Source organism: Flavobacterium suncheonense GH29-5 = DSM 17707, assembly GCF_000430025.1.
In the GTDB taxonomy this organism is placed as follows: domain Bacteria; phylum Bacteroidota; class Bacteroidia; order Flavobacteriales; family Flavobacteriaceae; genus Flavobacterium; species Flavobacterium suncheonense.
Genome location: NZ_AUCZ01000004.1, coordinates 201,166 through 222,443, shown reverse-complemented (window position 1 = coordinate 222,443; position 21,278 = coordinate 201,166). Strand labels below are relative to the sequence as shown.

The 21,278-nt window shown below is 39.2% G+C and carries 25 protein-coding genes; 5 read left to right on the top strand and 20 right to left on the bottom strand.

The genetic code is table 11. The features are described from left to right. Positions 1 to 18: 18 nt before the first annotated feature. The 7 genes from porD to G498_RS0103370 form a co-directional block, all read right to left on the bottom strand. Positions 19 to 906, bottom strand: a complete 888-nt coding sequence (porD, locus tag G498_RS0103400) for a type IX secretion system protein PorD (RefSeq protein ID WP_026979864.1) — start codon at positions 904 to 906, stop codon at positions 19 to 21. Next, on the bottom strand, positions 899 to 2,107 hold the full coding sequence (gene coaBC, locus G498_RS0103395) for a bifunctional phosphopantothenoylcysteine decarboxylase/phosphopantothenate--cysteine ligase CoaBC (RefSeq protein WP_026979863.1): 1,209 nt from the start codon (positions 2,105 to 2,107) through the stop codon (positions 899 to 901). Before coaBC ends, porD begins: the two co-directional genes overlap by 8 nt. Positions 2,108 to 2,111: 4 nt before the next feature. Further along, positions 2,112 to 2,429: a DNA-directed RNA polymerase subunit omega gene (locus tag G498_RS0103390; RefSeq protein ID WP_026979862.1), complete on the bottom strand. Its 318-nt coding sequence runs from the start codon at positions 2,427 to 2,429 to the stop codon at positions 2,112 to 2,114. A gap of 6 nt (positions 2,430 to 2,435) precedes the next feature. Then, entirely contained in the window at positions 2,436 to 3,242 is an 807-nt protein-coding gene (locus G498_RS0103385; protein ID WP_026979861.1) for an outer membrane protein assembly factor BamD, read from the bottom strand. 167 nt (positions 3,243 to 3,409) lie between these two features. Beyond that, complete coding sequence (locus tag G498_RS0103380; RefSeq protein WP_026979860.1) at positions 3,410 to 3,922, bottom strand: ferritin; 513 nt, start codon at positions 3,920 to 3,922, stop codon at positions 3,410 to 3,412. 26 nt (positions 3,923 to 3,948) lie between these two features. Then, entirely contained in the window at positions 3,949 to 4,830 is an 882-nt protein-coding gene (gene dapA, locus G498_RS0103375; protein WP_026979859.1) for a 4-hydroxy-tetrahydrodipicolinate synthase, read from the bottom strand. A 1-nt stretch (position 4,831) separates the two neighbouring features. After that, a complete protein-coding gene (locus G498_RS0103370) occupies positions 4,832 to 5,350 on the bottom strand; it encodes a DUF6913 domain-containing protein (RefSeq protein WP_026979858.1) in 519 nt (172 codons plus the stop codon). A gap of 48 nt (positions 5,351 to 5,398) precedes the next feature. On the opposite strand from G498_RS0103370, the gene G498_RS0103365 reads away from it, so the two are divergent. Both G498_RS0103365 and G498_RS0103360 read left to right on the top strand, forming a co-directional pair. Further along, a complete protein-coding gene (locus G498_RS0103365) occupies positions 5,399 to 6,181 on the top strand; it encodes a 5'-nucleotidase C-terminal domain-containing protein (RefSeq protein WP_026979857.1) in 783 nt (260 codons plus the stop codon). Positions 6,182 to 6,191: 10 nt separating this feature from the next. After that, positions 6,192 to 7,109: a bifunctional metallophosphatase/5'-nucleotidase gene (locus G498_RS0103360; RefSeq protein WP_026979856.1), complete on the top strand. Its 918-nt coding sequence runs from the start codon at positions 6,192 to 6,194 to the stop codon at positions 7,107 to 7,109. A gap of 3 nt (positions 7,110 to 7,112) precedes the next feature. On the opposite strand, the gene G498_RS0103355 is transcribed toward G498_RS0103360, so the two are convergent. The 8 genes from G498_RS0103355 to rpsF all read right to left on the bottom strand — a co-directional run bounded on the left by G498_RS0103355 (position 7,113) and on the right by rpsF (position 12,952). After that, positions 7,113 to 7,787: a hypothetical protein gene (locus G498_RS0103355; protein WP_026979855.1), complete on the bottom strand. Its 675-nt coding sequence runs from the start codon at positions 7,785 to 7,787 to the stop codon at positions 7,113 to 7,115. Beyond that, positions 7,787 to 8,473 (bottom strand): lysoplasmalogenase family protein, encoded by a 687-nt coding sequence (locus tag G498_RS0103350; RefSeq protein ID WP_026979854.1) that lies wholly within the window; start codon positions 8,471 to 8,473, stop codon positions 7,787 to 7,789. Before G498_RS0103350 ends, G498_RS0103355 begins: the two co-directional genes overlap by 1 nt. Beyond that, entirely contained in the window at positions 8,470 to 9,171 is a 702-nt protein-coding gene (locus G498_RS0103345; RefSeq protein ID WP_026979853.1) for a hypothetical protein, read from the bottom strand. The genes G498_RS0103350 and G498_RS0103345 overlap by 4 nt, the downstream gene beginning before the upstream one ends. Further along, a complete protein-coding gene (ligA, locus tag G498_RS0103340; RefSeq protein ID WP_026979852.1) occupies positions 9,164 to 11,164 on the bottom strand; it encodes an NAD-dependent DNA ligase LigA in 2,001 nt (666 codons plus the stop codon). Before ligA ends, G498_RS0103345 begins: the two co-directional genes overlap by 8 nt. Positions 11,165 to 11,235: 71 nt before the next feature. Further along, a complete protein-coding gene (locus tag G498_RS0103335; protein ID WP_026979851.1) occupies positions 11,236 to 11,709 on the bottom strand; it encodes a DUF6495 family protein in 474 nt (157 codons plus the stop codon). A gap of 91 nt (positions 11,710 to 11,800) precedes the next feature. After that, entirely contained in the window at positions 11,801 to 12,244 is a 444-nt protein-coding gene (rplI, locus tag G498_RS0103330; protein WP_026979850.1) for a 50S ribosomal protein L9, read from the bottom strand. Between the two features lie 64 nt (positions 12,245 to 12,308). Then, on the bottom strand, positions 12,309 to 12,605 hold the full coding sequence (gene rpsR, locus G498_RS0103325) for a 30S ribosomal protein S18 (RefSeq protein ID WP_026979849.1): 297 nt from the start codon (positions 12,603 to 12,605) through the stop codon (positions 12,309 to 12,311). 5 nt (positions 12,606 to 12,610) lie between these two features. Beyond that, positions 12,611 to 12,952: a 30S ribosomal protein S6 gene (gene rpsF / locus G498_RS0103320; protein WP_026979848.1), complete on the bottom strand. Its 342-nt coding sequence runs from the start codon at positions 12,950 to 12,952 to the stop codon at positions 12,611 to 12,613. A 171-nt stretch (positions 12,953 to 13,123) separates the two neighbouring features. On the opposite strand from rpsF, the gene G498_RS0103315 reads away from it, so the two are divergent. Next, on the top strand, positions 13,124 to 13,822 hold the full coding sequence (locus G498_RS0103315; protein WP_026979847.1) for a LytR/AlgR family response regulator transcription factor: 699 nt from the start codon (positions 13,124 to 13,126) through the stop codon (positions 13,820 to 13,822). Here the strand turns inward: G498_RS0103315 and priA are convergent. The 4 genes from priA to nadC all read right to left on the bottom strand — a co-directional run bounded on the left by priA (position 13,819) and on the right by nadC (position 18,892). After that, positions 13,819 to 16,269, bottom strand: a complete 2,451-nt coding sequence (gene priA / locus G498_RS0103310; protein ID WP_026979846.1) for a replication restart helicase PriA — start codon at positions 16,267 to 16,269, stop codon at positions 13,819 to 13,821. The two genes, G498_RS0103315 and priA, sit on opposite strands and share 4 nt — an antisense overlap. A gap of 177 nt (positions 16,270 to 16,446) precedes the next feature. Further along, positions 16,447 to 17,016 carry a chalcone isomerase family protein gene (locus G498_RS0103305; RefSeq protein ID WP_026979845.1) on the bottom strand — a complete coding sequence of 190 codons (570 nt, stop codon included), beginning with the start codon at positions 17,014 to 17,016 and terminating at the stop codon, positions 16,447 to 16,449. 19 nt (positions 17,017 to 17,035) lie between these two features. After that, on the bottom strand, positions 17,036 to 17,959 hold the full coding sequence (locus G498_RS0103300) for a YihY/virulence factor BrkB family protein (RefSeq protein ID WP_026979844.1): 924 nt from the start codon (positions 17,957 to 17,959) through the stop codon (positions 17,036 to 17,038). Between the two features lie 75 nt (positions 17,960 to 18,034). Then, on the bottom strand, positions 18,035 to 18,892 hold the full coding sequence (nadC, locus tag G498_RS0103295) for a carboxylating nicotinate-nucleotide diphosphorylase (protein WP_026979843.1): 858 nt from the start codon (positions 18,890 to 18,892) through the stop codon (positions 18,035 to 18,037). Between the two features lie 357 nt (positions 18,893 to 19,249). On the opposite strand from nadC, the gene rlmH reads away from it, so the two are divergent. Next, positions 19,250 to 19,723, top strand: coding sequence for a 23S rRNA (pseudouridine(1915)-N(3))-methyltransferase RlmH (gene rlmH / locus G498_RS0103290; RefSeq protein WP_026979842.1), 474 nt, complete (start codon positions 19,250 to 19,252; stop codon positions 19,721 to 19,723). Positions 19,724 to 19,870: 147 nt separating this feature from the next. Next, the gene (locus tag G498_RS14605; RefSeq protein WP_051269667.1) at positions 19,871 to 20,374 is read left to right on the top strand and encodes a CHRD domain-containing protein; all 504 of its coding nucleotides are present in this window, start codon (positions 19,871 to 19,873) and stop codon (positions 20,372 to 20,374) included. A gap of 15 nt (positions 20,375 to 20,389) precedes the next feature. On the opposite strand, the gene folP is transcribed toward G498_RS14605, so the two are convergent. Next, positions 20,390 to 21,247, bottom strand: coding sequence for a dihydropteroate synthase (gene folP, locus G498_RS14600; protein WP_051269666.1), 858 nt, complete (start codon positions 21,245 to 21,247; stop codon positions 20,390 to 20,392). Between the last annotated feature and the right edge of the window lie 31 nt (positions 21,248 to 21,278).

Below are 21,278 nucleotides of genomic sequence, written 5' to 3'. Positions count from 1 at the left end.
GGTTAATTGTGACACGAATTAAAACTTAATGTTATTCCATTTTACAGCATTAAGAGGTGAAACTCGGTTTAAAGTATCAACCAAACTGGCAATTTCGACACTTGGTCCGCCAGAAAAAATGGATACAATTTCATCAGACTTAGCATCAAAAAATATTCTGGAAATAAAGGAATTAGGTCGCACACTGTGTATTTTGGAAACCGTTTCCACCGCTTTTAAAACATTGGTTTTTCCTGTTTTCACATCATCAGCCATTTTGTCCAGGCCGGAAAAATGATATTCATACATTCCTTCCCGATATGGCGCGTAAGTATTGGACAGCAAATCATTTATCAGATAATAACGGTTCTGCGTTTTATCGGTTTGTGTCCAGCCTTTTGTACCGCTGCTTTGGGCTAAATTAGCAATATTGGAAGCTGCTTCCAGATATTTGGTTCCGCCCTGACGGGAGAACGTATCGGCATCCAAACCTATAATAATATTGGCATAAAAGGCAATAACCGAAATCAGGTTGGAATCGTAACTGTTGGGATTGTATAACAAATTCTGAAATTCAATATACTGAAATTCAAAGTCTTTATCATTATGATTGAAAACAGGCGACGAATATGTAGAATTAAAAACCTGACGGGAAGACTGTACCTGAATGGTCGTTTTAAAGTTGTTGGACTCGTAAGAGTTCACGGTAATGAACATACTGCAATCTATTCGTTCGTTGCTGGCGACATTTTTTTCGGTCCATTTGGTATTGTTAACAAAATCCGTCAGTGAACGTTCCAGCGTTTTAAACACCTGCACATTGGCATTGGTTATCTGATCATAACTCACCCTGACCGAACAGTTTAATTCCTGTGCGTTTCCAACAAATGAAAGAAATAAAAGTACTGTTATGACCCAATTACGCATAGTGTTCCAATATTTTGTTGATGATATCCGCGGCCACATCTTCTTTCGATTTCAGGTCCATCGGGGTGATTACAAAATTCTTATCGATAAAAGTAACTTTATTCGTCGGCTGACCAAATCCGGCACCTTTATCGTTTAAGGAATTTAAAACAATCAAATCTAAGTTTTTTTTCTGAATTTTCTGCTTTGCGTGTTCAATTTCATTTTCCGTTTCCAGAGCAAAACCAATCAGAAACTGCTGCTCCTTAATTTCGCCTAACGAAGCAAGAATGTCTTTTGTCTTTTCCAGTTCAATAACAAACGATACATCGCTTTTCTTTATTTTCTGAGCGGCTACATTTTTTGGTTTGTAATCTGCAACGGCGGCGGCGGCTATAGCAACATCCACCTCCTTGAAATAACGATGACAGGTGTCATACATTTCCTGAGCCGAAGTAACGCTTTCAAGTGTAACGTTACTGTTCTTTAATTGCAGATGTGTCGGTCCGGAAACCAGAATAACTTCTGCGCCTAAATTTGCAGCAGCTTTGGCAATATCAAACCCCATTTTTCCGGTGGAATGATTCCCGATAAAACGTACCGGATCTATGGCTTCATAAGTTGGTCCGGCAGTAACCAGAATTTTTTTTCCTTTAAGCGGTAATTTGCTTTCCAGGTCTTTTTCTAAAAAAGCGACGATGTTTTCGGGTTCCGCCATTCTGCCTTCTCCGGATAATCCGCTGGCTAATTCCCCTTTTTCGGCAGGAATTATGATGTTGCCGAAATCCCGTAACGACCGGAAACCTGCTAAAGTGGATGGATGTTTGTACATATCCAAATCCATCGCCGGCGCAAAATAAACCGGACATTTGGCAGAAAGATACGTTGCAATGAGAAGGTTGTCGCAATTGCCGTTCACCATTTTGGAAAGGGTGTTGGCAGTAGCAGGTGCGATGAGCATCAGATCGGCCCAAAGTGCAAAATCCACGTGATTGTTCCATTCGGCATTCTCATCTTCTTCATTAAAAAAGGAAGAATATACCGGATTCTTGGAAAGCGTGGAAAGTGTTAACGGAGTAACAAAGTCTTTAGCAGCAGGTGTCATGATTACTTTAACCTGAGCACCTGCTTTTATAAGTAGTCTTACTAATATGGCTGATTTATAAGCGGCAATGCCTCCGGATACGCCGAGTAGTATTTTTTTACCGCTTAAAACAGACATAATATTATTTGTTTGAGTCTCTGTAGTAGATTTTACCTTCTAACCACTCTTGTACTGCCAAAGCGTGCGGTTTAGGTAATTTTTCATAGAATTTAGACACTTCAATCTGCTCTTTGTTTTCAAAAATTTCCTCCAAGCTGTCGTTGTAAGTAGCAAATTCGTCTAATTTATCAATCAACTCTTTTTTAATTTCAGAATTGATCTGATTAGCTCTTCTTGCCATAATGGTAATTGCCTCGTAGATATTACCGGTTGGCTCTTCAATCTTACTTTTGTTATAAGTAATCGTGTTTACAGGAGCTGTTGTTTTCTTTAAATCCATGACTTCTTATTTAGAAAATTTTTGTAATTCTTTATCAATGTTTGCCGACATTTCATCAGCTTCTTTTTTATATTTTGTATCTGCTTTGAAGCGGATTAAACTTGCATACGCATTTTTGGCAATGTTAAGACGCTCTTCCATTTTAGACGGAATACTCTTTATCGCATAGTTATAAGAGAATTCCAGTTTATAAAACAAAGCATCTTCTTTGTATTTGGTTCCCGGATAATCGGAAATGAAATTATCCAACGCTTTAATACCGGCTTTATAATCGTTAATCGGATTCTGAACCATTCCGTATGCTTTCGCAATTTCAAAATATTTTTTCTCCAACTTATCTCTTAAGTCCCCAATAATTTTGTTCGCTTCCTCAAAATTTGGCGAATCGGGATAAGTGTTGATATAATTTTGCAGTTTATCAATGGCTTTATCGGTTTCTGTTTGATCTAACGAATAAACCGGTGACAACATCGAATAACTTTTAGCTCCCAAAAATGCAGCTTCTTCTCTTCGTTCACTCTTCGGATAACCCGCTACAAAAGCATCAAATTGGTGTGCTGCCAAATAATACTGCTTAGTTTTATAATACGATTGGGCAAACATGTAAAACAACTTTTCTGCATTGGGTTTTCCTCTGTTTGGAGCGGCAATTTGTTCAAACAATCGGATTGCCTTATTGTATTTCCCTTCGTCGTATTTCTTAGCAGCAATTTCATATTTGTATGCCAAATCTTCCGATTTTAATGCCTTTTGATAAGGACTACACGAAAAAAGAAGTACCGAAAAAAGAGCAATATATAGAACTTTATTCATTTTTATCACTTAGAATTATTGTGCTTCCCCATTTTTTAAACATTCCTAGAAAAGCAACTGCAAAATTAATTATTAATTAGACAATACAAAATCTTTTTTTCTCGAGCAAAAAATCAAAAAGATGTCCTTAAATTAAGAACATCTCCGATAACTCTTTTATTTCGTTTTTATTGCATGGCCGTTGGCTGTCCTCCGGAGAAATTTTTCATATCGTTATCAAACAGATACAAACCTCCTTTGTCGTCGCCAATCAGATTGATTTTATCCAGAATAGTTCTCGCCGTTGCTTCTTCTTCTATCTGCTCGGATACATACCACTGCAGAAAATTGTGTGTGGCATAATCTTTCTCGCTTAAAGAAATATGAACCAACTCGTTAATACTTGCCGACACTTTTACTTCGTGCTCATACAATTGTGTAAACAATGCTTTAAAGGACGAACAGTCCAAAACCGGCTCGATTACGTTTGGGATTTTGGCTTCACCACCGCGTTGGTTGGCATATTTCACCAATTTAAGCATGTGCATGCGCTCTTCGTCGGATTGCTTGTACATGAAAGCAGAAATTCCTTCGAACCCCTGAACTTCAGCCCAGGAAGCCATCGCTAAATAGATTTGTGAAGAATCCGCCTCAATTTTAATCTGGTTGTTAATGGCAGACTGAATAGTTTTCGACAACATGACTTTTACTTTTTTTAAGCTTTTTGCTAATTTACAACTTTCTTTACAAAAGCGCTCAACCGTTTTGCTAAATCTTCGTTAACGTTTACCAGCGGAAGGCGAACGGTATTTTCCGACAAGCCCAAAGCTTTAAACACTTCTTTGATTCCTCCCGGATTACCCTGCTCAAAAATCATATCGATACTTTCTGCCAATAAATAGTGCAATTTATAAGCCTCATCTACTTTACGTTGCAAACCTAAACGTACCATTTCGGAGAATTCTTTCGGAAAACCTTCTCCGATAACCGAAATTACTCCTGCCCCACCGGCCAAAACCATCGGAAGCGTAATCATGTCATCTCCGGAAATCACAATAAAATCTTTTGGTTTGTTTTCGATAATTTTCATCGCCTGAACAATATCTCCGGCCGCTTCTTTAATTCCGATGATGTTTTTGAAATCGTTAGCTAACCGCAAAACCGTGGAAGGTAACATATTGCTCGCGGTTCTTCCCGGTACATTGTAAACGATAACCGGAATCGGTGAATTCTCGGCTATCATTTTAAAATGCTGATAAATTCCCTCCTGTGTTGGTTTGTTGTAGTAAGGCGAAACCGAAAGTATCGCGGTAAAACCAGAAAAATCTCTGGTTTTCAGCTCTTCAACCACTTTCATGGTATTGTTTCCGCCAACACCTAATACTAACGGCAATCTTCCGTTATTGGCCTCTTTTACTGTTGCAATTACCAGTTCTTTTTCATCAGCCGTTAATGTTGCAGATTCTGCAGTTGTACCCAGAACAACCAAGTATTCTACACCTCCGTCGATTACATAATTTACAATGCGTTTTAATGCTTCTGTATCTACAGAAAAATCTTTTTTAAATGGGGTTACCAATGCAACTCCGGTTCCGATAAGTGACTGCATTTTATATTTTGTTTAAAATTTTCAGATATCTAAATAATTCAGTTACAAACTCCTGATGTTTTTCGGCTACTGTTGTAATCGTAAAATTGTTCAGACGTTTGTCTGTTGATGAAAAACCAACCTTAAACCGGGCTTTCGACTGCAAAGTTACAATTAATAACTGAGGTTTTTCGATGTCATAATAACTGATTAGCATGTCGAACGTTTCGCGCGTAAACTGCTTAATTTCTTCTTTCTGAAACTCGCCAGTAAAGGAAATGTCTTTACGGCTGAAACTCGGATGTTCAAAAAGGTCTTTCTTCTTAATTCGGTCTTTGTAAATCAGGACTTTGATGTTGCCGGCTGAAATCCCGTTAGCGGTAATTTCCTCAATCAGTTCTTTTTCTTTGGAAAAATAGGTTTCATCGATTAAAAGTCCTACGGTTTCAATCTTTTTACCGGTACTTTCAAGGGAATACGCAAGCAGTGATTTCTTGACTGTTTTTTTTATGAAAAAATCCTTTATAAATCTTAAAAACATAGTAATTTTACTCGTTAGGGACAATTAAGCTGTCTGGCATATTATAACATGGTAAAGTTAAGAAAATACAACGGTTTTTTTACGCATTTTTTTTCAGTGTTTTTGTTTTTTTTGTTGCTTTCCTGCGGCAATAATCTGTACCAGAATACCAAAATTGAAGGTAAGGAAATTGGTGTTACAGACGAATACGGTGAAAACAAATCTGTTGATGCATTTGTAGCGCCTTATCGCGATCACATCAACAAAGATATGGACGTCGTTTTAGCTTATGCACCGGAAACAATGGACAAAAGCAAAGGCGAATGGCAAACCACCATCGGTAATCTGATGGCTGAAATGACAATGGAAATGGGCAACCCGGTTTTCACAAAAAGAATCGGCCGTAACATTGATATCTGTCTGTTAAATCACGGCGGCATCCGCGCGGTTTTGCCGAAAGGGAACGTTACCACGAGAAATGCTTTCGAAATCATGCCTTTTGAAAACAGCCTGATTGTGGTCGAGCTAAAAGGTGCCCAGATTCGGGAAATGGCCGAGTACATCCTGAAAGAGAAAAAGCCGCATCCACTAACCGGCCTGAAAATTATTGCAGACAAGAATACTTCCAAGATTAAAGCACTGTTAGTAAATGGTAAACCTGTGGAGGAAAACAAAATATATTTTGTAGGCACATCCGATTACCTGTCGAATGGCGGTGACAGAATGAATTTCTTCAAAAAAGGAATTCAGTCCTACGATATGGAATACAAATTGCGCAATCTGATGATTGATTATTTCAAAAAAACGGACACGATTCCGGTCATTACAACAGAACGAATTGTATTCGAATAAAACTGAAATTATGAAAAGAAGAGATTTTATAAAAAATACCGTGGCCAGTTCCGCTTTCCTGAGTTTAGGCGGATTATCGCTAAGCAGTTTCGGCCAACCGGAAGTAAAAAAGATTACCATTCTACATACGAACGATGTACACAGTCATATCGATCCTTTTCCGGCCAATGATCCGAAAAACCCGAATATGGGAGGCGTAGCCCGAAGAGCAGCTTTGGTGGAGAAAATCCGCAGAGAAGAAAAGAATGTCTTATTGTTGGATGCAGGTGATATTTTCCAAGGCACGCCTTACTTTAATTATTACGGCGGTGAGTTGGAATTCAAGCTGATGAGTATGCTAAAATACGACTTGGCAACTATGGGCAACCACGATTTCGACAACGGCATTGACGGCTTTTATGCCCAATTACCTCATGCTAAATTTGATTTTGTCTCGGCCAATTACGATTTTAAAAACACCATTCTGAACGACATCGTGAAACCTTATAAAATTTTACATCGCGACGGAATAAAAATCGGAATTTTCGGTTTAGGCGTTGAATTGCAGGGACTTGTAGATAAAAAATTATATAAAGAAACCGTTTACAACAACCCTGTTGAAATCGCTACGGATATGGCACGCATTTTAAAGCAAAACGAAAAATGTGATTTGGTTATCTGTCTTTCCCATTTAGGCTTTAAATATCAGAATGATCCGGAGAAGATTTGCGATGTTACTTTAGCAAAACAAACAAAGGATATCGATTTGATTATTGGCGGTCATACCCATACTTTTTTAGACAAACCGGTTGTCGAAACAAACGCCGAAGGAAAAGAAGTACTGATTAACCAGGTAGGTTGTTACGGTATTAATTTAGGCCGTATCGATTTCTATTTCGACAAAAAGAATAATGCCACCGCTAATTCCGGAAGGAGTATTATTGTTTAATCTTTATTTTTGAACATCAAACAACAGCATCAAACGAAGCAGAATCATTTGGGCCGTTGCGAAGATAACAAAAGCCAATGGTCTGTAAAGACTAAACGAAACGTAATACAGATCGATAGAAATGATAAACTGAATGAATGTAAACATGATTATCGCTATCAGTAAGTAAGTATTCGCTTTGTTAGACTCTAAAAAATAAGCCGATAACGAATAACCGCCTAAGAAAACCATAAAAACAGCATTGGAAAAATACAGATAGACACTTCCGTATAGGTTTACATAAATCAGCTGAAGGATATAGCTGAAAACAAACATGAAAGGAATAATCGCAATGATAAATAGTTTTATATCGGAAAATTTTGTGTTTACCAAGATGAGATAAGTCATCATCACCCAAAACAAAAGATAACAGATTCCGCCATTAACGAGCGCTTCATCGGTTTGCTTTATAAAGAAAATATTGGCCAGCCAACCAAAAAACAGTGCCAGCAAATAAAGGTAATTTCTCTTTTTAGTACTAAAAATATAAACAGCCCCGAGTACGGGAAGCAAAAAAGGTCTGCTGTAAACCAGCAAATCATAGTCCTTCTGAAATTCACCAAATACAACCACCAAAGTAACCAGCACGTAAAGCACTTCCAAAACGAGTATCAGTTTATTTTTTTCCTTTCTCTCCATCAACGTTTCATTGGGGCCGGTTTCAGAATATAATATTTGGTTAAATAATAATAGGACAGTACCTGCGGCAGGTTATTAAAGAGGCTAAACACTTCAACTTCTTCAAAATGAGCTCTTAATATATAAAAAACATCCGAAATCACAAAACACAAGGTGGCAATCAACATAAAAAACGTAAACCGCGTTTGTTTTAGTATATAATTAAAGGAGGACACTCCACCTATTAAAACCAAAACAATCCCGTAAAATAAGAGCAATAACAGATTTTCAGCCTGCGATTCCACGAGCAGATCGAGTATGGTAATCAGAAGATAAATCAGAAAAAAAAAGCATATCAGCAATACCAAAAAATTCTTTTTGTAGGTGATTTTTAACTGATTCAGCAATAAATCGTCTGTTATACTCTTAAGATAAAAGCAGTAGGCGATCAGGAAAACCGAAATGATGACTAAATGGGCGCCTTCAATATCCAAAAGGGTCAGCATATCGCCGATAAAACACAAAAAAATAATGACAATATAATTCCAGTTAATTCTCTGTTTGGTTTCCTGAATATAGTAAAACAACATTGATGGAATGATTACCGGCTTGGAAAGGAGCATCATTTCGCCGTTACCTACACAAACCGAGACCATATAGAACAAACAGGCTACAAAATAGAGCAACAAAGGCGGCTTGATTTTCACGTTGATTCAGGTAAATTTTGTTCTTCCCTTGCTAAAAAATATTTCACAATAAAATAAAAAGAAACGGATTGGGAAAAAACATTAATATTAATAAAAACGTCTAAAGGCGCATAATGATTGTACAATACGTAAAACAAATCACACAACACCAGGCACAACATTGTTATCGACAAATAAAAGGAAGCAGAATCACTTCTGAGAACATAATAAATAACCGTTCCGATTCCTAAAAGCACAAGAGTGACACCATAAATAGTTAAAAGACCGTAATTGGAATCTGAAGTATCGAATACCAGTTTCAGGGCGGCATACAATAAGGACAGCAGAAAACCGATTACGATACAAACAATAAGAACGGTATGTAAAGAAACTTCAGGGTTTTTAATGGCAAGCAAATCCTTAACCAGATAATAACCGATTAAAAAATAAGCTATCAGATTCAGCAACATCAACGGAACGAGCAGATTTTCATACTCAATTAAAATAAGCATGTCGCCAATATAAAAAAACAGTAAAACAAGTACGGGAATGATTTTGATTTTTCCTCTACATTCCTGCCAGTAATAAAAAAGAATGGCCGGCATCATCATGGGTTTGAACAGAAACGTAATCGATTCTTCCCAATGTAAAATCACCGACAGGACATAAATCAGTGACGAAACTAAATACAATACTAATGCCGGTGTGCTTTTACTCATGAATCATAACTATAAAATCGTCTTCGCTAATAATCGGAATCCCTAACTGGTTGGCTTTTTCAAGTTTGGCCGGCCCCATATTCTCCCCTGCCACCACAAAATGCGTTTTGGCCGAAATGGAACTTCCTACTTTTCCACCGTTATCTTCAATGGCTTTTTTCAGATCATCTCTGGAAAATTTGGCAAACACTCCGGAAACCACAAAAGTCTTTCCAAGAAGTTTGTCGGAAACTGTCGTGTCCTGCTCCGCAGAAATTTCAAGCTGGATTCCGTATTGTTTTAACCGTTCAATTATAGCTTTATTTTCCTTATCATCAAAAAACTCAATGACGCTTTGGGCGATTTTTTCCCCTATTTCGTCGACTAAAATTAATTCCGATAATGAAGCCGCCGCCAAATTATCAATCGATTTGTAGTGCTTGGCCAGTTTCTTCGCCACCGTTTCCCCGACATAGCGAATTCCCAAAGCGTACAAAACCCTTTCAAAAGGAACAGTTTTCGATTTTTCGATACCGTTAATCAGGTTTTCTGCCGATTTTTCCGCCATCCGTTCCAACGGAATGATTTGTTCTTTCTTTAGTTCGTACAAATCCGCATAATTGGCAACCAGACCGTTATTGAACAACAATGCCACCGTTTCACCACCCAAACCTTCAATATCCATGGCTTTTCGGGTAATGTAATGCTGAATTCTGCCGATAATCTGTGGCGGACAACCGTAATAATTCGGACAGTAATGCTGTGCTTCGCCTTCTTTGCGAACCAGTTCGGTCTGACATTCGGGGCAATGGGTAATGTACTTTGTAACTTCGGAATCTGCCTTGCGTTTCGACAAATCCACACCTACAATTTTCGGAATGATTTCGCCTCCTTTTTCCACAAAAACTTCGTCGTTGATGCGGATGTCTAATTTTTCAATCTGATCGGCATTGTGAAGCGAGGCTCTTTTTACAACCGTTCCGGCTAATTGTACGGGCTCCAGGTTGGCCACCGGCGTAATGGCTCCGGTTCTGCCCACCTGATAGGAAATGGAATTCAATCGGGTGGAAACCTGTTCGGCTTTAAATTTATAGGCGATGGCCCAACGGGGCGATTTTGCGGTATACCCTAATTCTTCCTGTTGATGCAAATCGTTGATTTTCACTACAACACCGTCGGTTTCATAAGGCATTTCATGGCGGTGCTTGTCCCAATAGCTGATAAATTCCAGCACTTCGTCCATACTTTTCACCAAACGCGACTGTACAGGTACTTTAAACCCCCATTGACGAGCCTTTTCCAGACCTTCAAAATGCGTTTTAATTGGCAGATTATTCCCGATTAACGAATAAAGCAAACAATCCAGAGGGCGTTTTGCTACTTCAGTGCTGTCCTGCAATTTCAGACTTCCGGAGGCGGTATTTCGAGGGTTGGCATAAGGTGTCTCGCCGATTTCAATCAGCTCCTGATTCATCTTTTCAAATCCGGCAAAGGGCAAAATAATTTCACCTCGAATGTCAAACTTCTCCGGGAAATCACCTTTCAGTTTAATCGGAACCGCTTTTATGGTTTTGATGTTATTGGTTACATCATCACCCTGAAAACCGTCGCCACGGGTAACGGCTCTTTTCAGAATACCGTTTTCGTAAGTAATGCTGATGGAAGCGCCGTCGTATTTTAACTCACAGGTATATTCCATCGGAACATTACCGAGTATTTTCTGCGCACGGGCTTCCCAATCCAGCAAATCTTCTTTGGAATAGGAATTATCCAGAGAGTACATGCGGTGTTCGTGCTGTACGGTCTGGAAGTTTTTGGTGATTGCCCCACCCACTCTTTGCGTAGGCGAGTTTTCATCGAAATATTCGGGATGTTTTGCCTCAAGTTCCTGAAGCTCTTTGAGTTTTATATCAAATTCGTAATCCGAAATCGTCGGATTGTCAAGTACGTAATAGTTGTAATTATGCTGATTCAGCTCCTCTCGTAAGGCTTGTATTTTGGAGAAAATGTCCATAAAAAAATTGGAAAAATTAATTTGATGCAACTAATTTAACCAATTTTTCAAAATAATCTTTTAAATAAAAGCTATTGTTCTAAAATACTGTTCATTTGTTCATAAAGTTCGCCGTCGGTAAAAATGGCTCCTTGGGCTACCAATTCGAATATCTCCTTGTTGCGGTCGTCTGCAAAAACTTTCTGACCGCGCTGTACTTCTACATTATCGGTAAAAAGATTGTCACTTAACCACTGAAGACCTTCTTTCTGAAGCAAATCCACATCCGGCACCAACGCACGGATAATAATCGTCATCATGTGTACTTCGGTACAGTGAAACAGAAAGATATAGTTTTTGGAATAATGCTCCAGATATTTTGCATTGCCTAAAACGCCTTCCCAGATTAAATCGGAAAACACGTCAATTTCCTGCTCGGCCACCTGTGGGTTATTCGCTTTAATGGAATCCCATTCCGCTTTATCAATAGACTGGGATGCCAGAAAATTAATGAATTCCGGATGCAGTTCTTCAAGCTGTTCTTTTGTAAGTCGTGTATATTTCATAATATTTTAAGGAACAAAACTCATTCCATTTTTTAAAGATACAAAAAAGCCTTCCCGATTGAGAAGGCTTTTTATTTATTTTATGCTGAAATTACGCTTGTTCTGCGATAATTTCGTATGGTAACTCAACGATTACATCACGGTGTAAACGAACGGAAGCCGTATATTTACCAGTACGTTTCACGATACCGGAAGTGATGAATTTTTTGTCGATTGCATGACCATTTTTCTCTAAAACTTCAGCGATGTCTGCATTGGTAACAGATCCGAATAATTTCTCACCACCTGCTTTAGCTGTAATTTTGATATCCAAAGCTTTCAAAGCCTCAGCGATTGCTTTTGCATCCGCAACGATTTTAGCCTCTTTGTGTGCTTTTTGTTTCAGATTTTCAGCTAAAACTTTTTTAGCAGAAGGAGTAGCCAAAACAGCCATTCCCTGAGGAATTAAAAAGTTACGTCCGTAACCTGGTTTTACTGTTACTACGTCATCTTTAAATCCTAAATTCTGAACGTCTTGTTTTAAAATAAGTTCCATGTTGTTGTCCTTATATTTTAGAAGTTAGCCCGCCACTGGCGAGGCAACAACTTAATTAATAATATTACTTTAATAAATCGGCTACGTAAGGCATTAACGCTAAGTGACGTGCTCTTTTAACCGCTACAGATACTTTTCTTTGGTATTTCAAAGAAGTTCCTGTTAAACGACGAGGTAAGATTTTACCTTGCTCGTTAACGAATTTCAACAAGAAATCAGGATCTTTGTAATCTACATATTTAATTCCTGATTTTTTGAAACGACAATACTTTTTAGTTTTGTTGGTTTCTATGTTTAAAGGCGTTAGATATCTGATATCTCCGTCTTTTTTTCCTTTTGCAGATTGCTCAATATTTGACATGATAATTAAGCTTTTTTAGATTTTAATTTTTCTCTTCTTCTTTCAGCCCAAGCTACCGCATGCTTGTCTAAACTTACCGTTAAGAAACGCATAACTCTCTCATCACGACGGAATTCCGTTTCAAAACCGATTAAGATATCAGCCGGTGCTTCAAATTGGAACAAATGGTAAAAACCAGATTTCTTGTGTTGGATTTCATAAGCCATTTTTTTCAAGCCCCAATCCTCTTTCGCTACCATCTTTGCTCCTTTAGAAGTAAGAAAATCTTCAAATTTGCTTACTGTTTCCTTTACCTGCTGCTCAGATAAAACGGGATTCAAGATGAAAACAGTTTCATAATGATTCATAATAATACTATTTATTTGTTATAAAATTGGGTGCAAAAATAACAATTTTTATTTAACCGACAATAGCAATTGCCATATTTTAGATGAAATACAACATTTTTGCAGAATTACTTTTGTTATTAAAAGTATTTTAATATTTTTATTTCAATTATTAATCCTCACCAGAAGCTTATGAAAATAAATTGTATTGTTGTAGATGATAGCAGCATCCAAAGATTGACAATTACCAAGCTGGTAAATGACAACCCAAATCTGGAGCTTGTAGGCGAATTTTCTAATGCAGTGGAGGCAAAAAATTGCATCACGAACAAAAAAGTGGACCTGGTGTTTCTTGACATTGAAATGCCGGTAATTAACGGTTTTGACCTTTTGGACGGTCTGAAATCCAAGCCTCAGGTGATTTTCATTACCTCGAAGGCGGAATATGCCGTAAAAGCATTTGATTATGCCGCGACGGATTATCTTCACAAACCGATTACCCGAGAAAGGTTTAATCAGGCGGTGAAGAAAGCAATCAGCATGATTTCTTTAAGCAAAGAGAACGGTGGCGAAGAAGAAAGCCCACACATCTTTATTAAAAGTAACCTTAAAAAGCTTAAAATTTACATCTCCAGAATCAAGTGGATTGAAGCGTACGGCGATTATGTAAAAGTAATCACGGAAGAAGACAACCATTTGGTTTTATCAACCATGAAATCGTTTGAGAATGAATTGCCAAAAGAAAAATTCATTCGCGTACACAAATCGTTTATCGTAAACATTGATAAAATTGAAAAGTTCAACAGCAAGTTTGCAGAAATCGGCCCAAATAAAATTCCGTTGAGCCGCAACAAAAAAGAAGACTTGGTAAAAGCCATCGAAAGCGCTTAATAATTATCGACGTTTATCGTAACTTTTATCGCTCTGTACTGAGCAATCGCCTCAAAACTATTCAGCACTTTCTGAATAGTTTTTTTTGTATTCCCCAAATGCTGTTGTGTAGGAATTTTTATTAGTATGGTTCGGATGTATTCGTTACGGATTCTGCTGATGGCCGGTTCTTCCGGGCCTAATACCGGAATCTGAAGCTGCTGCACCAACACATTGTACAGCCACAGCGAACCTTCTTTCAGTTTGTCGAAATCGCGGTGCTTCTGCGTTAATTTGATTAAACGGTAATACGGCGGATATTTAAAATTATGCCGGTCGTACAGCTGCTCCTTAAACATACCGGCATAATCATTGCTAACCACCTGTTGTATAATATTATGGTACGGATTATACGTCTGAATCATCACCTTGCCGCGCTTTTCACTGCGTCCTGCCCTTCCCGCCACCTGCATCATCATCTGGTACGCGCGCTCGTGGGAACGGAAATCCGGCTGGTTCAGCATATTATCAGCATTCATTACACCTACTAAGGTTACGTTGTCGAAATGCAGTCCTTTGGCTAACATCTGAGTACCCACCAGAATATCAATTTCCTGATTTTTAAAGGCGTCGATGATTTTCTCATAACCGTATTTACCGCGTGTCGTGTCCTGATCCATTCGGCCGATGACTTTGTTCGGAAAAAGTGTTTTCAGTTCCAGTTCAATCTGCTCGGTACCAAATCCTTTCGTTGATAAATCTACGGATTGACAGGCATGACAATGCGTTGGATTCGCTATGGAATGTCCGCAGTAATGACAACGCAACTGGTTTTTGAATTTGTAATATGTTAAACTCACATCACAACTCGGACATTGCGGCACGTGCCCACAGGTCATGCATTCCACAAAGGGCGAATAGCCGCGGCGGTTCTGAAACAAAATCACCTGCTCGCCTTTACCTAACGATTCGCTCATCACTTCCAGCAACTCATCGGAGAAATGGCCGGTCATGCGTTTGCGTTTGTATTTGTCTTTTAAATCGACTAAATAAATTTCGGGTAAAACCACATTTCCGTAACGTTCGAAAAGTTCTACCAAACCGTATTTACCGGCTTTTACGTTGAAATAGGTTTCCAAACTTGGCGTGGCCGAACCTAACAATACTCTTGCTTTATGTTGCGCAGCCAGAACAATTGCCGCATCCCGGGCATGATAACGCGGCGCCGGATCAAATTGTTTAAAGGTTTGCTCGTGTTCTTCGTCAATCACAATCAACCCTAAATCGTTGAAAGGCAGAAACAAAGCGGAACGGGCTCCGATGACTATTTTCGCCTTTTCAGAATTGTGCAACACCTGATTCCAGACCTCAACGCGCTCGTTATTGGAATATTTGGAATGAAAAACCGCAACCTGATTGCCAAAATAAGCAGTCAGCCGGGTAACCAGTTGCGTGGTTAAGGCGATTTCCGGCAACAGATACAAAACCTGTTTACCGCTTTCAATATAGTCTTCGATTAATTTAATGTAGATTTCCGTCTTGCCGGATGCTGTTACACCGTGTAATAAAGTAACGGCATTTTCCTCAAAAGAAGCATTGATTTCATCGAAGGCTTTTTGCTGCGCGGAACTTAAATTAAAGCTAAGGTCGTCGTCTTTTTCAAACGCCACACGGTCTTCGGCTATATAATATTCTTCGAAAATTTCTTTATCGACCAGCGATTTTACTACTGCTGATGTGCTTCCGGAAGTTTCAAGCAGTTTTTTAACTGAAACCGGTTTGCGCTCTTTGGCCTGCAACTGAAAATAATGCAATACCAGTTCCCGTTGTTTTTGGGCGCGGGACAGGATTTCCATCAGTTCGGACAGTTGTTCCTGCTGCAGAAATTCTTCCTGCAAACGAATGTACCGGGTTAACTTCGGCTTGTATTTTTCGGAAACTTCTTCCTGAAGCACCAAGGCTTTTTTAGCCAGCATCGCATTCAGAATCGGAAAAACGTTTTTCTTCCCTAAAACCGCGATAATATCGTCCACTTTTAAAGACGATTGTTGCTGTAACGCCTGATAAATAAGAAATTCGCTGTCAGACAGTTCTTTTGCATCGATTTCGGTTTCTTTGGCGGCGGAAATAATCGTTTCACTTTCCAGCAGAAAACCGGTCGGCAATGCGCTCTTGAATACTTCGCCAACGGAACACATGTAGTAGTCTGCAATCCATTTCCAATGGGCTATCTGAAGTTCATTAACTACCGGAATTTCATCTAAAATCTGGTGAATTTCTTTTGCCTGATATAAAACCGGAGGATTCTGATGCAGGTCGATTACCAAGCCGGTGTAAATTTTACTCTTCCCGAACGGAACCGCCACTCGCATTCCTTTCTGAATGTACTGGTATTCCGCTTCCGATACCTGATAGGTAAAGGTTTTCGAGAGGGCTAACGGTAAAACAACTTCTATAAAATACGGCATCGGTTTCTTTTGAACTACAAATATAAGTTTCCGGGATTTATTTTGGATAAAAAATAAAATCTAAATGCTTGCCTCGAATTCTCAAATTGGAAGCATTTAATTCGTGAATTCGTGGCGGATTGCTATAAAAAAAACTGCCCGAATTGAGCAGTTTTCAGAGTATCTTTTAAATAAGGATTACTTCCCTCCTAACATCGCTGCTTTCAGCTTTTTGTCTGCCGGTTTGTTGGACAACCAGATGCCAAACATCGCTTTTTTGAAATCGGTTCCTTCAATTACGCCTTTTTCTTTCCCGTTTTTAGACACAACTACTCCTTTTCCGGGAACGTAAACCATATCGAACACATCGCCTTTTTTAATTTCTTCTTTAAAACACGCTTTAAACTGAGCTATTTTTGCTTTGATTGGTGCTGTATTGCCGTTGGTGGCATTTTCAAACCCTTCGTTTACGGCGTTAATCATTTTATCGCTGGTAATCATACCGGATACGATGGTTAACTTAATGGCCGCAGCGTCGTCTCCGGACATAATCTCCGCGGCATTGGCACTCTTTTTAGGTAAATATAAGGCTCCAACATACATATCCATGAAAAACTTTTCACGAACTCCTGCTCCGTTCAGTACTAAATTCTGCCCCTCTTCTGTGACTTTCTGGGCCAGTTTAACACCGGCAATTTCTGTTTGCGCAGTCATGGAAAACAAACCTGCGAACGCAACAAATAATAATGCTAAGAACTGTTTTTTCATAATGGTAGTTTTTGTTTTGTTAAATATATAAATTTTTTCTTTTGTGCTTGCTGATAATTGCATTTAACTCGAAACCTAAAAGCAAAATCATACAGTTTATCCAGATGTAAAACATCAATACAAGAAGTGTACCAATTGATCCGTACAGTTCGTTATAGCGTGCAAATTTTGTTACGTAAATACCGAATACATACGAGGTTACGATTACCAAAACCACCGTTAACATGGCGCCGGCATTGATAAAAGGAATCTGTTTTGTTTCTCTGGTTCCGTATTTGAAAAGAAATGAGGTGGCAACAAAAAGCATCGTCAGAATAAAGGCATAGCGTGCCCATTCGATAATCAGTACCGAATCCAGGTCGAATTGGTTGGATAATTTCTGAATGAAAACTTCGGAAATAATAATCGAAGAAATCGTAACAATCAGCAAAAAGGAAAAGATAAGCGACAGGCCGATAGCTACCGCGTACTGTCGAAAATAACCGCGTTTAATTGTTACATGATAGGACGACTCAAAACCGCCTAAAATAGCATTCAATCCGTTGGCCATCAAAAAAATTGACATCAGAAAACCGAAGGAAAGCAAACTCTTGTACGAGTTGTTCATAATATCGCTGAGTATCGTTTCTATCGCCTCGAAAGTATTGGGCGGAACACTGTCGGATACGAATTGCAGGAAATCCTCCTGAAAGCCTTCCAGCGGAATGTACGGGATAAGGTTCAGAATAAACAGTGCAAACGGAAACAACGCCATAAAGAAACTGAACGCAATCGCCCCGGCACGATAAGAAAACGCTCCTTTGGCAATACCAATTCCGTAAAGCTCCAGTATTTCATACAGCGAAACACCTTCCAAACCGGGCACTTTTATCGTCTTGCAAAAGGCCATCAGCTTGTTCAGCACCGGTATTTTCTCTATTTGATCTTCTATTTCTTTCGACATTTTTTCAGGTGTTAGGGATAAGTTGCAAGGGATAAGTTTGTTTAGCTGTTAACATGCAACCTTTTCACTTTTCACTTAAATCGCTTTCAAACTCAAGTCCATATTGTAAATGGAATGGGTTAAGGCACCGGAAGACACAAAATCCACGCCACATTCTGCGTATTGACGGACGGTTTTTTCGTTGATGCCGCCGGAGGATTCCGTAAGACATTTGCCACCAATCATTTCCACGGCTTTTTTGGTATCTTCAAAATTGAAATTATCCAGCAAGATACGGTAAACACCTTCGTTACGAAGTATTTCTGCCACTTCATCTAAATTTCGGGCTTCCACGATAATTTTTAAATCGAGGTTGTGCGCTTTTAAATAGGCATTCGTTTTTTCAATCGCCTGAGATATTCCGCCGGCAAAGTCGTTGTGGTTGTCTTTCAGCATGATCATGTCGTACAGCGCAAAGCGATGGTTTTCACCACCGGCAATTTTTACCGCCCATTTTTCAATAGCTCTGATGCCCGGAGTAGTTTTGCGGGTATCAAGTATTTTGGTTTTCGTACCGCCCAACAAATCCACAAAGACTTTGGTTTTGGTGGCAATGGCACTCATACGCTGCATAGCGTTCAGTACCAGTCGTTCTGCTTTTAAAATGGACTGCGAACTTCCGGATACGTGAAAAACCACATCGCCGTATTTTACATTGCTGCCGTCCTGGATAAAAACCTCTACTTCCAGATTCGGGTCGACATGCTGAAAAACCATTTTGGCAAATTCAACCCCGGCAATAATGCCTTCGTCTTTCACTAAAAGTTTGGCTTTCCCCGTTGCCGAAGCCGGAATACAGGCTAAGGAACTGTGGTCGCCATCGCCCACATCTTCACGAATGGCATTGGTAATAATTATTTCGAGTTCTTTCTGAAACTGTTCTACTGAAATCATAATCGTACAATTTAAAGGCTAAAATAAGATATATTTTAATAAGGTTGCTAATCTGTCACAGGTTTTCGACATCTGCTTTACTAAAGATTTGATGACTCTGCCTTACTTTCCTGTGCTCCTTTGTGCCGGATTTTCATCCGTTGGCATCCATCATAAATGATATAAATACAACATATACACGACATATATACGACATATATACGACATATATACGCTATAAATACGCTTTTGACCGCTCTCAATCCTTGCTTTTGGCTGTGGTGTTCAGGTTTTACATGTGAGCGGCTGTTTTGAAAACCACGAAACCGGCATTGCAGTCTTGACTGTAAAAAGCTATCTTTGCCTAAAATTTCCCGCATGAACATCAAACTTCTCGCCATCGGTAAAACAGACAACAAAGCACTGCAATCGCTGATTGATGATTATACCAAACGCTTGTCTTTTTACATCAAGTTTGATTTGGAGATTATCCCGGATATTAAAAACGTAAAGAATTTATCCGAAAACCAACAAAAGGAAAAAGAAGGCGAACTGATTTTATCAAAACTCACTCCTACCGACCAGTTGATCCTTCTGGATGAAAACGGTAAATCGTTCTCCAGCGTAGGCTTTTCCGAAGAACTGCAGAAGAAGATGAATTCCGGCGTAAAAACCCTTGTTTTCGTCATTGGCGGCCCTTACGGTTTCAGTGACCAAGTGTACAAAAAAGCACAGGGCAAAATTTCGCTTTCCGCCATGACGTTTTCCCATCAAATGGTGCGTTTGTTTTTTATTGAGCAGCTGTACAGAGGCTTTACGATTCTGCGCAACGAACCGTATCATCATCAGTAATTCTTAGTGTTAAGATTGCTATAATTGTAGTGCTTATCGCATTAAAAAAAACTAACTTTACAGTGATGGTAATTTGTTTTTTTTAAACAAAAGGTGTTTATTTTCTATTTTCTAAAACCACAGATTTTTCAACTTTTTCTTTATGTCATGAAAACGGTTTTAAAATTGGTCTTTGTTGCTTTTTTGACGGCGGGAATTAGCTCCTGCTCCAGCAATGATGACTCCAGTTCCACTCCAACACAACCTACTACAACAAATTTTAATGCAACTTTAAATGGTACTTCCGAAGTACCGGCTAACGGATCTGCTGCCACGGGTGGTGCGGTACTATCCTTTAACAACACAAACAAGACGTTTACTGTAACCGTAACCTACACCGGAATCACCCCTACTGCCGGCCATGTTCACAAAGGAGCGGTTGGCGTAAGCGGTCCTCCTGTTTTTGCTTTTTCCAGTTTAACTTCCCCTATAAATTATACCAGTGTTCCTTTAACAGCGGAACAGGAAGCCGATTTAAAAGCAAACCTTTATTACATCAATTTACACACCTCAGCTTACCCTGATGGAGAAATCCGGGGACAATTGATTAAACAAACATCCACAGGAGGTGGAGGAAACGGAGGTGGTGGCAATGGCGGCGGCGGTTATTAAATCCTCATCGTGAGTCTATAACACAAATCGGGCCCCACTTTTATAGTAGGGCTTTTTCATTTTTTCGTAAAGTGCAATACATTCCTCCGCTTCTTTCACATCGTGCACGCGAAGGATTTTAGCGCCTTTCATCAGGGAAACCGTATTTAAAAAAGTAGTTCCGTTCAAGGCTTCCATCGGACTGGTATCCAATAACTTATATATCATGGATTTTCTGGAAACCGCCGATAATAACGGAACGTCCAGCATCTGAAACAACTCCAGTTTTTGAAGTACTTCATAGTTCTGTTCCAGTGTTTTAGCAAATCCAAAGCCGGGGTCAATGATGATGTCGTTAATTCCCAAACTTCTGGCTGCTGCAATTCGTTCTGAAAAGTAGAAAATCATTTCTTTTACAATATCGTCATATTCCGTCAGGGTTGCCATAGTTTGTGGCGTTCCGCGCATGTGCATCATGATGTAAGGCACTTTGGTTTCGGCAATCACGTTCAGCATCCGGTCGTCTAACAAACCGGCAGAAATATCGTTGATGATAGCTGCTCCGTGTTCAATAGCCACTTTGGCCACTTCCGCACGAAACGTATCGATGGACAGGATGATTTCAGGAAACTGTTTTGTCAACAGGGCTACTATCGGTGTCAAACGTTTGATTTCTTCTTCTTCCGAAACAAAAGCCGCATTTGGCCTTGAAGAATACGCCCCAACATCGATAATCGCGGCACCTTCCGTCAGCATTTTTTCGGTATGATTCAGGAAATCCAAATCGGATTTATACTTCCCGCCATCGAAAAAAGAATCGGGCGTGATGTTTAAAATCCCCATTACTTTCGGAACAGACAAATCAAGTAAGTGACCTTTGCAGTTGACAGTCATTGCTTTATGAGTTATAATTATGAATTATTAA

Bases quoted from the DNA above. Each gene is read 5' to 3' on its own strand.
- G498_RS0103315 (WP_026979847.1), top strand. From the start codon at position 13,124: ATGAAAATAAATTGTATTGTTGTAGATGATAGCAGCATCCAAAGATTG.
- porD (WP_026979864.1), bottom strand. From the start codon at position 906: ATGCGTAATTGGGTCATAACAGTACTTTTATTTCTTTCATTTGTTGGA.
- G498_RS0103365 (WP_026979857.1), top strand. From the start codon at position 5,399: ATGGTAAAGTTAAGAAAATACAACGGTTTTTTTACGCATTTTTTTTCA.
- G498_RS0103355 (WP_026979855.1), bottom strand. From the start codon at position 7,787: ATGGAGAGAAAGGAAAAAAATAAACTGATACTCGTTTTGGAAGTGCTT.
- nadC (WP_026979843.1), bottom strand. From the start codon at position 18,892: ATGATTTCAGTAGAACAGTTTCAGAAAGAACTCGAAATAATTATTACC.
- rlmH (WP_026979842.1), top strand. From the start codon at position 19,250: ATGAACATCAAACTTCTCGCCATCGGTAAAACAGACAACAAAGCACTG.
- ligA (WP_026979852.1), bottom strand. From the start codon at position 11,164: ATGGACATTTTCTCCAAAATACAAGCCTTACGAGAGGAGCTGAATCAG.
- rplI (WP_026979850.1), bottom strand. From the start codon at position 12,244: ATGGAACTTATTTTAAAACAAGACGTTCAGAATTTAGGATTTAAAGAT.
- G498_RS14605 (WP_051269667.1), top strand. From the start codon at position 19,871: ATGAAAACGGTTTTAAAATTGGTCTTTGTTGCTTTTTTGACGGCGGGA.
- G498_RS0103335 (WP_026979851.1), bottom strand. From the start codon at position 11,709: ATGAAATATACACGACTTACAAAAGAACAGCTTGAAGAACTGCATCCG.
- G498_RS0103360 (WP_026979856.1), top strand. From the start codon at position 6,192: ATGAAAAGAAGAGATTTTATAAAAAATACCGTGGCCAGTTCCGCTTTC.
- G498_RS0103305 (WP_026979845.1), bottom strand. From the start codon at position 17,016: ATGAAAAAACAGTTCTTAGCATTATTATTTGTTGCGTTCGCAGGTTTG.
- G498_RS0103390 (WP_026979862.1), bottom strand. From the start codon at position 2,429: ATGGATTTAAAGAAAACAACAGCTCCTGTAAACACGATTACTTATAAC.
- coaBC (WP_026979863.1), bottom strand. From the start codon at position 2,107: ATGTCTGTTTTAAGCGGTAAAAAAATACTACTCGGCGTATCCGGAGGC.
- priA (WP_026979846.1), bottom strand. From the start codon at position 16,269: ATGCCGTATTTTATAGAAGTTGTTTTACCGTTAGCCCTCTCGAAAACC.
- folP (WP_051269666.1), bottom strand. From the start codon at position 21,247: ATGACTGTCAACTGCAAAGGTCACTTACTTGATTTGTCTGTTCCGAAA.
- G498_RS0103380 (WP_026979860.1), bottom strand. From the start codon at position 3,922: ATGTTGTCGAAAACTATTCAGTCTGCCATTAACAACCAGATTAAAATT.
- rpsR (WP_026979849.1), bottom strand. From the start codon at position 12,605: ATGTCAAATATTGAGCAATCTGCAAAAGGAAAAAAAGACGGAGATATC.
- G498_RS0103370 (WP_026979858.1), bottom strand. From the start codon at position 5,350: ATGTTTTTAAGATTTATAAAGGATTTTTTCATAAAAAAAACAGTCAAG.
- G498_RS0103345 (WP_026979853.1), bottom strand. From the start codon at position 9,171: ATGAGTAAAAGCACACCGGCATTAGTATTGTATTTAGTTTCGTCACTG.
- G498_RS0103300 (WP_026979844.1), bottom strand. From the start codon at position 17,959: ATGTCGAAAGAAATAGAAGATCAAATAGAGAAAATACCGGTGCTGAAC.
- G498_RS0103385 (WP_026979861.1), bottom strand. From the start codon at position 3,242: ATGAATAAAGTTCTATATATTGCTCTTTTTTCGGTACTTCTTTTTTCG.
- dapA (WP_026979859.1), bottom strand. From the start codon at position 4,830: ATGCAGTCACTTATCGGAACCGGAGTTGCATTGGTAACCCCATTTAAA.
- rpsF (WP_026979848.1), bottom strand. From the start codon at position 12,952: ATGAATCATTATGAAACTGTTTTCATCTTGAATCCCGTTTTATCTGAG.